The following is an 11,559-nucleotide window of genomic DNA, read 5'->3' as shown; positions in this document are numbered from 1 at the left end:
AGGGCTTAGTGTTGTCTGTCAATAGTAAGTAGGGAAGAAGCAGGTGGGTGGCCCCGGCCTCACCTCGTCCTCGGTGTCCGGTGAGGCACCAGAGGCCCCTGACCTTTCTGGTGACCGGCTGCAGCTTGAGGTGATGGCCGATGGAGTTCCCCGTGTCGATGACCCGTCCGTTCGAGGCCGGGATCGTCGTGGCGGACCTGGCGCTGATGGAGCGCTTCTACGGTGAGGCGCTCGGCTGCCCGGCGGTGCACCGTTCCGTCGTCCCCGGGGAGGTCGCTGGGCCTGCGGGGCTGGGCGGGCAGCTCACGGTCGTCTGGCTTCAGGTGCCGTCGGGGGGTCGGATCAAACTGATTCACCCTCAGGCAGCCGCCGTACCCGCGCCGGTGGCCGAGCCGCTCGCCGCGCGCCGCGGCCTGGCGTACGTCACCCTTCACCTCGACGACATGGACCCCGTCGTTGCCGCACTGCCGTCCGCGGGTGCCCGGCCGCTGTCCCGGCCGGTCGTGGTGGAGGCGCGCGGGCGGCGGATCAGCTTCTGGGCGGACCCGGAGGGCAATGTCGTCGAGTTGGTGGACTGCCCATAGTAATTAGACACCCTCTTCAGTAAGGTGCGCTCTGCTGGTTACTGTAGACCGGTGCAAGAAAGTCCCTCGGCGGGACACCTCCCTCGGGACGAAGGGGCGGACGATGGCGTACACACCACCGCACGAGCAGGCCACGACGGCCGCTGACGAGATTCCCGCGCAGGTCGTACGCGACCTGCACGAGCGCATGATCCGTATCCGGCTGTTCGAGACGGAGGCCGGAAAACTCATGGAGGCGGGCAAGCTCCCGGGTTTCCTGCACCTCTACGTCGGCCAGGAGGCGGTGGCCGCCGGAGTGATGGCGGCGCTGCACGACGACGACCAGATCACCTCCACCCACCGCGGACACGGACACGCCGTGGCCAAGGGCGTCAGCTTCCGGCAGATGTACGCCGAACTGTACGGCCGCGTCACCGGCGCCTGCCTCGGCCGCGGCGGCAGCATGCACATCAACGACGTCACGCTCGGCATGCTCGGCGCCAACGGCATCGTCGGCGCCGGCATCCCGATCGCCGTCGGTGCGGCCTTCGCCGCCCGCTACAAGGGCGAGGACAGCATCGCCGTCACCTTCTTCGGCGACGGCGCCACCAACATCGGCTCCTTCCACGAGGCCGCCAACATGGCCGCCGTACTGCGCCTGCCGGTCCTGTTCGTGTGCGAGAACAACGGCTACGCGGAGTTCACCCCGCAGTCGAAACACATGCTCCTCACCGATGTCGCCGACCGGGCGGCGGCCTACGGCATGCCCAGTGTGATCGTCGACGGCATGGACGCGGTCGCCGTCCACGCCGCCGCCGTCGACGCGGTCGCCCGCGCCAGGGCCGGCGAGGGCCCGATGATGATCGAGGCCAAGACCTACCGCTACTACGACCACCAGGGCGTCAAGGGACTGCGTCACCCCTACCGCTCGCAGGAGGAGGTCGACGAGTGGAAGGCCCGCGACCCGATCGACCTGCTCGAGGCCCGCGCCGTCGCCGACGGCACCGCCACCCGTGCGGAGCTGGACGAGGTATGGCGGCGCACGCGCGAGGAGATCGCCGAGGCCATCGCCCACGCCGAGGCCAGCCCCCTGCCCGACACCGCCGACCTGCTGCTCAACGTCTACTCGGGGTGACCGACATGACCGCCATCACCGAAGCACCCGCCGTCGCCCCCAACGGCACGGCCCGCACCCTCACCTACGTCAAGGCCTTCAACGAGGGTCTGGCCCAGGCCATGCGCGAGGACGACAACGTCTTCGTCGCCGGAGAGGACGTGGCCGGATACGGCGGCGTCTTCCGCATGTTCGACAACCTCCTCGACGAGTTCGGCCCCCGCCGCATGATCGACACCCCGATCTCCGAGGCCGCCCTCGTCGGCCTGGGCGTGGGCGCGGCCGCCCGGGGCCTGCGCCCCGTGGTCGACTTGATGTTCATGGACTTCATCGGCGTCTGCCTGGACCAGATCGTCAACCAGGCCGCCAAGATGAAGTACATGTTCGGCGGCGCCGTCTCGGTGCCGCTGACCATCACCACGGCCTCCGGCGCCGGCCTCGGCGCCGCCGCCCAGCACAGCCAGAGCCTCGAGGCCTGGCTCGCCCACGTGCCCGGCCTCAAAGTCGTGATGCCGAGCGACGCCTACACCGCCAAGGGTCTGACCGTATCGGCCATCCGCGACGACAACCCGGTCGTCATCATGCTCAACAAGGTCCTGCTGGGCAGCAGGAGCGAGGTGCCCGAGGACATCTACGCCATCCCGCTGGGCCGGGCCCACACCGCGCGGCCGGGCACCGACGTCACCGTCATCGCCCTCGGCCGCATGGTCGGCGAGGCTCTCGCCGCAGCCGAGGAACTGGCCGCCGAGGGCATCGAGGCCGAGGTCATCGACCCGCGCACGGTGCAGCCCCTGGACACCGAGACCATGATCGCCTCGGCCCGCCGCACCAACCGGGTGCTGGTGGTGCACGAGGCCGTCACCTTCGGCGGGCTCGGCGCGGAGATCGCCGCCCAGATCCAGGACGCCGCCTTCGACCACCTGGACGCCCCGGTCCTGCGCATCGGCGCGCCGTTCTCCCCGGTGCCGTTCTCGCCGGTCCTGGAGCAGGCCTACGTACCCGACGCGGCCCGCATCGCGCAGGGCTGCCGCCGGCTGCTGGAAAGGTCGTGACGACGTGGCGGTCGAGGTTCTGCTGCCGAAGATCGGCCTGACCATGCAGGACGGCACCATCGACGAGTGGCTGGTGCCGGCCGGCGCCTTCGTCTCCGAGGGTGACGCGCTGCTGCGGCTGGCCACCGACAAGGTCGACGTGGACGTCGAGGCGGAGGGGCAAGGGGTCTTCCACCCCGTGGTGCCCGCCGGTACGACCGTCCCGGCCGGAGCGCTCATCGGCTGGCTGCTGGCCGACGGCGAGCAGCCACCGGGCTCCGGCGACGCGTCCGAGCCCGCCGTGACGGGGACCAACGCGCAGGCCGCACCCGCCGCGGCTCCGTCCGCCAACGGCACGGCCACGCGCGACGGGACTCGGATCCTGTCCTCGCCCAACGCCCGGCGGGTGGCGGCAGAGGCCCGCGTCGACCTGAGCTGTCTGCGCGGCACCGGGCCCGGCGGCCGGATCGTCTCCGAGGACGTGGAGGACTTCCTCGCCGCCGACCCGAGCCGACAGGCTCCGGCCCCCCTGATCGAGGAGCAGGTCATCCCCGTCTCGCCCCTCGTGCGGCGACTGGCGAAGGAACGCGGCATCGACCTCGCCGCCGTACAGGGCAGCGGCGCGGGCGGCCGGATCCGCCGGGCCGACCTGGACGCCACGACCCCGACGCCCGCACCGGTGCCCCGGACCTCCCGCGGCCCGGCCACCGCGCCGCGGCCCGGTGACGTTCTCCCGCTCACCGGTATGCGCGGCACCATCGCCCGCCGGATGCATGCAAGCCTGCAGGAGATGGCGCAGCTGACGCACGGGTACGAAGTGCGGATGGACGCCGTCGTGGCCCTGCGCGACCAGCTCAAGCAGGAGTGGGCCGACAGCGATCTGCCGGTGCCCAGCCTCAACGACTTCCTGCTGAAGGCGGCCGCACTGGCCCTGCGCGAACACCCGCTGCTCAACGCGGGGGTGCGGGAGGACGCCATCCACCTCCACGAGGACATCCACCTCGGCTTCGCCGTGGCCGTCGACGGTGGCCTGCTCGTCCCCGTGATCGAGGACGCCGCCGACCTGCCGCTGCCCGAGATCGCCCGCCGGTCGCGGCAGCTGGCCGACGCCGCCCGTGCGGGACGGATCTCCCCGGCCCAGCTGGAGGGAGCCACCTTCACCGTCACCTCGCTCGGCGGCTACGGCGTCGACTTCTTCACCCCCGTGATCAACCCCGGCAACGTGGCCATCCTCGGTGTGGGCAGGCTCAAGGACGGCGTCGAGTGGGTCGACGACCAGCCGCGGCGGACGCGGGTGCTCACCCTCAGCCTCACCTTCGACCACCGCGCCGTCGACGGGGCCCCCGCCGCCGAGTACCTGCGCACCCTGGAGGCCCTGTTGCGTACACCGCTGCGTCTGCTGGTGTGAGGTGAGCGCGCGCCGCTCAGCCCTCGACCGCGGTGATCCGTTCGGAGAGGCGGTTGACCTCCTCGGTGAACGACCGGTGCCCGAGCGCCCGGTAGACCTCGTCCCCCCGGATCTGCGAGATGGCGGCGTTCTCCAGCAGGGCCAGCAGCGCGAGCCCGGTCACCGCCGCCTCCGCGTCGGTCACGGGCTCGCGGTCCTTGCGCACGAGCCGCACCAGTTCCTCCAGCAGCTGCGTACGGATCTCGTGGCGCAGCACTTCCGCCTCCTGGCTCATCCCTGCCGAGGAGACGAAGAAGACGGTGGCGGCCGACCGGTGCTCGCCCAGCCACGCCAGCAGCGAGGTGACCTCCGTGCCGATGCCGGTACCGGAAGCGTGCTCCGCGGTGAGCGACTCGAGCTGCTCGCGCAGCGCGGCGGCGAACACCCGCATCCCCTCCACCAGAACCTGGTCCTTGGAGGAGAAGTGGTAATACACCGCCGCGGACGTCATCTCCGCCCGCGCGGCGATGTCGGCCACCGTCACCTCGTCCGGCGGCTGGGTGGCGAACAGCTCCGTGGCAGCCTCGATCACCCACTGCCGACGCGACGGGCGGTGAGCGGCGCGGGTTCCGGAAGTCGTCATGGTGTCAAGTATGCCCAAGACCACTTCCCCAGCGCCCCTGCGGTATCAGGATTTACGGCACCGACGCCGCGGAGTTACTCGATACCATGGTCAGTAGGCCGGAGACATCCGCCACCGGACTCGGACACCGCGAGGGAGCACACATGGCCACCACGCCCCATGGCAAGCAGCCGGCCCACCGGCCCTCGCGGCGACAGCACATCATCGGCGCCGCGGTGCGTGTCTTCGGCTCCAAGGGCTTCGCCGAGACCAGCGTCCAGGACATCGCCGACGAGGCCCAGGTCGTGCCCACAGCCGTCTACTACCACTTCGACGGCAAGGAAGAACTCCTCGAACTGTCCATGCGCCGGGTCTTCGACCAGCTGAACGCCGTGGTGGAGGAGGCCCGCCCGGAGACCGAACCGGGCGACGCCAAGGGCCTGGTGCGCGTCATCGACGCCGTGTGGGACTGGGTGGAGAGCAACCCCGACGAGGCCCGGCTGTTCCAGGTCCAGATCGCCTCCGCCAACGGCAACGTCAAGGCTCTGCGCGACGAATTCGAACAGCGGCACATCCAGCGCGCCTACGACTACCTGCCCGAGGCGACCACGCGCAGCGCCCGCGCGGCCCGCTCCCGCCACGCCGCGCAGGCCTTGGCGGTCCGTACCCTCATCAGCACCACCATGCTGGTCACCGCGCTGCGCGCGGAAGGCGGTCCGCTGGCCGGACTGCCTCAACGCTCGGTGCAACAAGCGGTCAGGTCGACCGCCCTGCGGATCGTCGCCGCGGACCAGAGCGCCGTGACGCAGGGCTGAACAGCGCGCCGCTGCCGGATTCGCAGCCCGCCGTCCCGACACCCTCCAGCCGTAGGGAACCGGGACGTCAGACCTACGACCCTCGGCCGCGACGTCGTTCGGCCGGCCACTCACACCGTCAGCACCGAGCAGGCGCTGATTCCCGGCGCCCCGTACACATGGGTGAAGCCCACCCGCGGCCCGCCCGGCACCTGTGCTCCCGGCGCGCGGCCCTGCAACTGCCGTACGACCTCGTGGAACTGGCGCAGTCCCGACGCGCCCACGGGCTCCCCGCCGGCCAGGCAGCCGCCGTCGGTGTTCACCGGCAGCCGTCCCGTGGGATCCGTCTCGCCGGCGGCCAGCAACGCCTCCTGTTCGCCGTGCGCGCACAGCCCGGTCTCGGCCAGGTGGATCAGCTCCGAGCCGCTGTCGGTGTCCTGGACCTGCGCCACCCGCACATCCGCCGGAGACACTCCCGCCCGTCGGAAGACCGCCTCGGAGGCATCGACGCTGGGGCTGCGGTGCGGGCCCGGCGGCAGCCACGGGGAGAAGACCTCGAAGGAGCCGAACCGCCGGGTCCGCAGTGCCAAGCCCGCGAGTCTGACCGGCCGTTCGCACAGGTCGAAGGCGCGGTCACCGAGGGCCAGCACGAGTGCCACCGCGCCCTGCCCGGGCGAGCAGAACATGTACTGCGTGAGCGGCGGGCTGACCTCCGCGGAGTCCAGGATCTCCTGTTCCGTGAGCGGCTTGCGCCGCCAGGCCATGGGATGCCGCGAGCCGTTGCGGAAGGCCCGCTCGGCCACCCTCGCCAGCGTCCGCTCCGACATGCCGTACTCGTGCAGATACCGCTGGGTCTTCAGGGCGAAGAACTGCGTCGTCAGCATCATGCCGCTCTCGGCGTACCAGTCACCCAGCCCGTAGCGGGCCGGCGAGGCGTTGAACGCTCCCCGCTCGTGCTTGTCGAAGCCGACCGCCAGACCGAGTGCGGCCTCTCCCGCCCGGAGGGCGTTGGCGACCGAGAGCACGGTCGAGGCTCCGGTCGCGCAGCCGTTCTGCACATTGACGAACGGCACTCCGGTCAGCCCCAGCCGGGCCACCAGGGTGTCGGGTTTCCCGGACACGTCGGAGCCGCCCGCCGCGAAGCCGATGTCCTCCCAGGCGACGCCGGCGTCGGCCAGTGCCTCGCGCACCGCCCGCTCGGCCATGTCCATCCCGGTGACGGTCTCGTCGCGGCCGAAGGGGTGCATGCCGCAGCCGACGACGTAGACCTCGTCGGTCGTTGTCATCACTGGTCTTCCTGATCGGGTGCGAAGGCGAAGGTCAGCACTTGGTGGCCGTTCTCGTCCTGATACGCGGGGACTGTGGTGAGCCGGACGCGTCGCCCGATGCGTATCTCCGTGCGGGTCATCGCGAGCCGGGCCTCCACCAGCACCTCGCCGAGGTCCACGTAGCCGACGTGGTACGGCTTCCAGCCGCTCGACGGCGGCCGGTAGGGCGGCTTCGGCGGGAACGCCTGCAGCGTCCACGACCACAGCCGGCCGCTCTCCGGCAGGACATGGGGGGTCATGGGCGTGTGCGAACACCTGGGGCACGAGTCCTGCCGGGGGAAGACGACGGTGCCACAGGGGGAGCAGCGCGCGCCGACGAGACGCGGGGGATCAGCGCTGTCGAACAGGGTGTCGTCGATGAGTCTGGTGGTCATGCCGTCCCGCCTTCCGTGTCACCAGCCGAGCAGGTGCGCGAGTCGTTCCCGGTGGTGTGCGGCGCCGCCGAGGAGGACGGCGTCGGACTGGGCGCGCCGGAAGTACAGGTGCGCGTCGTGCTCCCAGGTGAAGCCCATGCCTCCGTGCAGCTGCACGCATTCGGCGGCCACGTGCACGAACGCCTCGCCGCACCAGGCCTGGGCGACCGCGGCCGCCTCGGCGAGCGCTTCGGGCGCCGCCGCGACGCGGACCGCGCGCACCACGGCCGACCGGGCGGACTCCACCTGGAGCAACATGTCGGCGCAGGCGTGCTTGACCGCCTGGAAGCTGCCGATGGACCTGCCGAACTGGGTGCGGTTCTGTACGTGTGCCACGGTCATGTCCAACGCGGCCTGGGCGCCGCCCAGTTGCTCTGCGGCCAGGGCCACCAGGGCCACGTCCAGCGCGCGGGTGACGACATCCGCGCCCTCCCCGCCGGCGGTCAGTGCGCGCGCCCGCGCACCCGTGAAGGTGATGACAGCCTGCCCTCGGCTGAGGTCCAGGGTGGGTACCCGGCGCACTGTCACCCCCGGCTCGCGCGGGTCGACGAGGAAGAGGTCCACGCCGTCGGTGCCCGCGGCTGCGACGACCAGTGCCTCCGCGTCGGCGCCGTCGAGGACGAACGGAGCGGTGCCCTCCAGGACCGGCACGCTGCCGTGCCAGGTGGCGACGGCGACCGGCACGCTTTCGGGCCGCCATGTGCCGTCGGGAGCCGCCACCGCCAGGCCGTGCACCCTGCCCTCGGCCAGGTGCGTCAGTGCGGAGTCGGCGGTGCCGCAGCCCGCCAGTACCTGTCCGGCCAGCACGGTGGACGACAGCAGAGGTACCGGGGTGAGCGTCCTGCCCAGCTCCTCGCAGACCACGGCGATCTCGGCGAGGCCGCCGATGCCTCCGGCCGACTCGGGCAGGCCGAGGGCGGCCAGGCCGACCTGGCGGCCGAGGGTGTGCCACAGCCCGGCGTCGATACCGGGAGCGTGTTCGGACATCCGGCGCACCGCGGCGGTGCCGCCGGTGTCCGCGCACACCGCGCGGACGGTCTCGCGAAGGTCGTCCAGCTCTGCCTGGGACAGGGCCGTGCTGTCGGTCATGGTGGTCGTCACGGTGTGCTCCCGCTGTCGTCGCGGCGCTCGCGCAGGGCACTGTGCGCGGCCGCCATACGGGCGACCGGTACCCGGTGCGCGGAGCAGGAGACGTAATCGAGGCCCAGGTCGTCGCAGAGGTCGATCGACTCGGGATCCCCGCCGTGCTCACCGCACACACCCAGCTTGATGTCGGGGCGGGTGCTGCGGGCCCGTTCGGCGGCGAGGCCGATGAGGGCGCCCACGCCATGCGGGTCGAGCCGGGCGAAGGGGCTGGCGTTCAGCAACCCGCGTTCCTGGTAGGTGCCGAGCACCTGGCGTTCGACGTCGTCGCGGGAGAAGCCGTAGGTGAGCTGGGTCAGGTCATTGGTGCCGAAGGAGAAGAACTCGGCGTGCTCGGCGAGTTCGGCGGCCAGCAGCGCGGCCCGGGGAGTCTCGATCATGGTGCCGAGCCGGTAGGGGACCCGGACGCCGGTGCGTTCGGCGACCGTGTCGGCCGCCCCGCGGACGTACGTCGCCGCCGCGGCCAGTTCCTCCGGCAGGCTGACGAGCGGAATCATGACCTCCAGCGTGGGCCGCACCCCGGTGGCGGCGACGTCCACCCAGGCGGCGAAGAGGGCCTCGGCCTGCGCCGGGTACAGCCGTTCGTGCAGCAGGGCCAGGCGCACTCCGCGCAGCCCGAGCATGGGGTTGGCCTCGCGCAGCGCGGCGGCCCGGTGCTCGGCCTCGGTGTCACCGGCCTCGCCCGGCGCGGGCAGGAACTCGTGCAGGGGAGCGTCCAGCAGCCGTACGGTCACCGGCCGGTCGCCGACGGCGGACAGCAGTGACCGGAAGTCCTCGTGCTGGGCCTGTTCCAGCGCGCGCAGTGCCTCGTTTCGGGCGGAGCCGTCGGCGGCCAGGAGCACCCGTCGGATCAGAGGCAGGCGTTCGCCCAGGAACTGGTGTTCGGTGCGGCACAGGCCGACCCCCTCGGCGCCCAGGGCGACGGCGGTGTCCACCTCCGCGGCCGTGTCGGCGTTGGCGCGAACGCCCAGCCGTCGTACGCCGTCCGCCCAGGTGAGGAGGGTGGACAGTTCCGGCGGTGGGCCTGCCGCGGTGACCGGGAGGCGCCCGGCGTACACGGCGCCGGTGCGGCCGTCGAGGGAGACCGGATCGCCTTCGGCGAACACCCGGTCGCCGATGCGCACGGTGCCGGCCACTGGGTCGACCCGCAGTCCTTCGGCGCCGCATACGGCCGGTGTGCCGGCGCCGCGCGCCACCACGGCGGCGTGTGAGGCGATGCCGCCGCTGCCGGTGAGGACCGCGGCTGCGGCCAGCATGCCGGGGACGTCGGCGGGGGTGGTTTCGTGGGCCACCAGGACGGCGGGCGTACCCGAGCCGGCCAGTTCGAGGGCGCGCTCGCTGGACAGGGCGATCGGGCCGGACGCGGCCCCTGGAGAGGCGGGCAGACCGCGGACGAGAGGTTCGTCCCCTGCGGTCGGCTTGAGCCGGGGGTGCAGCAGTTCCTGCACCTGGACGGGGGTGACCCGCTGCACGGCCGCTTCCCGCTCCAGTACGCCTTCCGCCGCCAGATCCGCGGCGAGGCACACCGCGGCGCGCAGCGGGGGGCGGCCGACGGCCGAGGCGGACAGCAGCGCGACCTCGCCGTCGCGCAGTTCGAAGTCGACGCGGACCGCGGCGTGCAGATGGCGTTCGAGGGTGAGCAGGGCGTGCTCCAGGAGCGCGCGCCCCGCGCCAAGTTCTTCCAGCGGTTCACCCGGGTGCGGGGGCGGTGCGCTGCGACGTACCCCGCGGAAGAAGGAGCCCCGGGTCGCGAAGCGGCCGGTGTCGGCGTCCCGGCTCTCCGCGGTGCCGTAGCCGGAGCGGTCCCAGGGGCCGATGCGCAGGGCCTGGACGTGCAGGGCGATGCCGAGGTCCGCGGGCAGTCCCTGGGCCTTGCGGGAGCGCCTGGCCCGGGGCGAGGCCCATCGGGCCAGCATCGCCCTGGCGGCCAGGGCGAGTTGCTTGGCCGGATCGTCGGGGTAGGGCCGTGCCCCGTGCTGCGCGGCTGCCGTCAGCAGCGCGTCGACGCGGGCCTGGGGGCCGTCGGCGTCGAGCCGGGCGTCGTCGAGTGTGTGGCCGGGCACGTCGAGGGCGTACTCGGCGATCATGCTCACGGTGGAGGCCCATACGTCGTACAGCGCCTCCTTCCGGCCGATGACGGCACACAGTCCGTCGGCGCCGGTCGGGGTGAGACCGATCCCGGCGAGGTCCGGCGGCAGCCCCGCGACCTCGCTCGGCGCGCTGGCCGACAGACGCAGCAGCAGCGGTCTGCCAAGATCGCCGACCTGGCGCCCCGACAGCTGCTCCACGAGTTCGACGGCGGCCCGTGCGGTCCCGGGCTCGCCCAGCGACGCGGCCGACTCGGCCGGCACGGTCAGTCCCGGCACCACCGGGAGCCCGAGCGTCACCAGCCGGTCCATGGCGAGGCCGTGTGTGCCCAGGCCGGTGGCGTCGAGTCCGCGGCTGCGGCCCTGGCCGTACGGCACCAGGCTGTGGCCGGAGGCGTGCGCCTGGGCGGGGGACCCGGCCGGGCGTTCGGTGATGCTCAATCCCGGCTCCCCGTGACCAGCTCTTCCTCCAGGGCCTCGTCCTCGGCCCGGCTGATCCCGAGGACCAGCAGCAGTTCCTGATGCAGCCGCATCCACACCGTGTGGTACGAGTCGCACAGCGGCGATGCCAGCCACTCCGTGGCGCCGTCGTCGAAGCGGTCGAGGGCGTCCTCCAGATCGGTCAGATACCGCCCGCTGCCCACGAGCACGGACTCGAGCCTGCGCAGCACGGGCTGGATGTCCTCGTGCACGTCCTCCAGCGCCTCGCGCACCCCGGCGTCGTAGACGCTGTCGGTGTGGTCGTTGGCGGTGCCGTCGGGGCGGCACTGCCATGCCGTGCACACCTCACGGATACGGCGGTTGACCGGCAGGAAGGCCCGGTAGGCCGCGGTGATCCGCCCCTCCTGCTCGGACCCCGCGGGCACCCGGAGGGTCCGTGCGGCGATTGTCTTTGCGCGCTCGGTCGGCAGGACCATGGGGCCCTTCACCATGGCCAGTCCGGCCTCGGTCAGAGGGCTGTGGTCGGACTCGGGCCTGCCGCGCCACATGCCGCGCAGGACCAGGTCGACAACGGCTTCGGTGAGGATCTCGTCGAGAGCGTCCGTCCCGTCCACGGCAGCAGGTTGCATCGCCACA

At 72.3% G+C, this 11,559-nt stretch carries 11 protein-coding genes; 5 read left to right on the top strand and 6 right to left on the bottom strand.

Annotated features, from left to right (window positions below; genetic code table 11):
• Nucleotides 1-140 precede the first annotated feature (140 nt).
• The 4 genes from ABZ453_RS07050 to ABZ453_RS07035 all read left to right on the top strand — a co-directional run bounded on the left by ABZ453_RS07050 (nucleotide 141) and on the right by ABZ453_RS07035 (nucleotide 4,116).
• On the top strand, nucleotides 141-584 hold the full coding sequence (locus ABZ453_RS07050; protein WP_359012351.1) for a VOC family protein: 444 nt from the start codon (nucleotides 141-143) through the stop codon (nucleotides 582-584).
• Between the two features lie 103 nt (nucleotides 585-687).
• On the top strand, nucleotides 688-1,698 hold the full coding sequence (locus ABZ453_RS07045; protein ID WP_359012349.1) for a thiamine pyrophosphate-dependent dehydrogenase E1 component subunit alpha: 1,011 nt from the start codon (nucleotides 688-690) through the stop codon (nucleotides 1,696-1,698).
• Nucleotides 1,699-1,703: 5 nt separating this feature from the next.
• Complete coding sequence (locus tag ABZ453_RS07040; protein ID WP_359012348.1) at nucleotides 1,704-2,729, top strand: alpha-ketoacid dehydrogenase subunit beta; 1,026 nt, start codon at nucleotides 1,704-1,706, stop codon at nucleotides 2,727-2,729.
• A gap of 4 nt (nucleotides 2,730-2,733) precedes the next feature.
• Complete coding sequence (locus ABZ453_RS07035) at nucleotides 2,734-4,116, top strand: dihydrolipoamide acetyltransferase family protein (protein ID WP_359012346.1); 1,383 nt, start codon at nucleotides 2,734-2,736, stop codon at nucleotides 4,114-4,116.
• 16 nt (nucleotides 4,117-4,132) lie between these two features.
• Here ABZ453_RS07035 and ABZ453_RS07030 read toward each other — a convergent pair whose 3' ends face one another.
• Nucleotides 4,133-4,738, bottom strand: a complete 606-nt coding sequence (locus tag ABZ453_RS07030; protein WP_359012344.1) for a helix-turn-helix domain-containing protein — start codon at nucleotides 4,736-4,738, stop codon at nucleotides 4,133-4,135.
• A 143-nt stretch (nucleotides 4,739-4,881) separates the two neighbouring features.
• Between ABZ453_RS07030 and ABZ453_RS07025 the strand changes: the two genes are divergently transcribed.
• Nucleotides 4,882-5,532 (top strand): TetR family transcriptional regulator, encoded by a 651-nt coding sequence (locus ABZ453_RS07025; protein ID WP_359012342.1) that lies wholly within the window; start codon nucleotides 4,882-4,884, stop codon nucleotides 5,530-5,532.
• 110 nt (nucleotides 5,533-5,642) lie between these two features.
• On the opposite strand, the gene ABZ453_RS07020 is transcribed toward ABZ453_RS07025, so the two are convergent.
• The 5 genes from ABZ453_RS07020 to ABZ453_RS07000 are packed head-to-tail and all read right to left on the bottom strand — an operon-like array spanning nucleotide 5,643 to nucleotide 11,552.
• A complete protein-coding gene (locus ABZ453_RS07020) occupies nucleotides 5,643-6,797 on the bottom strand; it encodes a thiolase family protein (RefSeq protein WP_359012340.1) in 1,155 nt (384 codons plus the stop codon).
• On the bottom strand, nucleotides 6,797-7,213 hold the full coding sequence (locus ABZ453_RS07015) for an OB-fold domain-containing protein (protein WP_359012338.1): 417 nt from the start codon (nucleotides 7,211-7,213) through the stop codon (nucleotides 6,797-6,799). The genes ABZ453_RS07020 and ABZ453_RS07015 overlap by 1 nt, the downstream gene beginning before the upstream one ends.
• Before the next feature lie 18 nt (nucleotides 7,214-7,231).
• Complete coding sequence (locus ABZ453_RS07010; protein ID WP_359012336.1) at nucleotides 7,232-8,341, bottom strand: acyl-CoA dehydrogenase family protein; 1,110 nt, start codon at nucleotides 8,339-8,341, stop codon at nucleotides 7,232-7,234.
• A gap of 8 nt (nucleotides 8,342-8,349) precedes the next feature.
• The gene (locus ABZ453_RS07005; protein ID WP_359012334.1) at nucleotides 8,350-10,923 is read right to left on the bottom strand and encodes a putative PEP-binding protein; all 2,574 of its coding nucleotides are present in this window, start codon (nucleotides 10,921-10,923) and stop codon (nucleotides 8,350-8,352) included.
• Nucleotides 10,920-11,552: a hypothetical protein gene (locus ABZ453_RS07000; RefSeq protein WP_359012332.1), complete on the bottom strand. Its 633-nt coding sequence runs from the start codon at nucleotides 11,550-11,552 to the stop codon at nucleotides 10,920-10,922. Before ABZ453_RS07000 ends, ABZ453_RS07005 begins: the two co-directional genes overlap by 4 nt.
• Nucleotides 11,553-11,559: the final 7 nt, after the last annotated feature.

The sequence above is a fragment of the Streptomyces sp. NPDC005799 genome, assembly GCF_040630525.1.
Classification (GTDB): Bacteria; Actinomycetota; Actinomycetes; order Streptomycetales; family Streptomycetaceae; genus Streptomyces; species Streptomyces griseorubiginosus_B.
This window is presented reverse-complemented; position numbering and strand designations above follow the sequence as displayed.

Bases quoted from the DNA above. Each gene is read 5' to 3' on its own strand.
- ABZ453_RS07050 (WP_359012351.1), top strand. From the start codon at position 141: ATGGAGTTCCCCGTGTCGATGACCCGTCCGTTCGAGGCCGGGATCGTC.
- ABZ453_RS07045 (WP_359012349.1), top strand. From the start codon at position 688: ATGGCGTACACACCACCGCACGAGCAGGCCACGACGGCCGCTGACGAG.
- ABZ453_RS07040 (WP_359012348.1), top strand. From the start codon at position 1,704: ATGACCGCCATCACCGAAGCACCCGCCGTCGCCCCCAACGGCACGGCC.
- ABZ453_RS07030 (WP_359012344.1), bottom strand. From the start codon at position 4,738: ATGACGACTTCCGGAACCCGCGCCGCTCACCGCCCGTCGCGTCGGCAG.
- ABZ453_RS07025 (WP_359012342.1), top strand. From the start codon at position 4,882: ATGGCCACCACGCCCCATGGCAAGCAGCCGGCCCACCGGCCCTCGCGG.
- ABZ453_RS07020 (WP_359012340.1), bottom strand. From the start codon at position 6,797: ATGACAACGACCGACGAGGTCTACGTCGTCGGCTGCGGCATGCACCCC.
- ABZ453_RS07015 (WP_359012338.1), bottom strand. From the start codon at position 7,213: ATGACCACCAGACTCATCGACGACACCCTGTTCGACAGCGCTGATCCC.
- ABZ453_RS07010 (WP_359012336.1), bottom strand. From the start codon at position 8,341: ATGACCGACAGCACGGCCCTGTCCCAGGCAGAGCTGGACGACCTTCGC.
- ABZ453_RS07000 (WP_359012332.1), bottom strand. From the start codon at position 11,552: ATGCAACCTGCTGCCGTGGACGGGACGGACGCTCTCGACGAGATCCTC.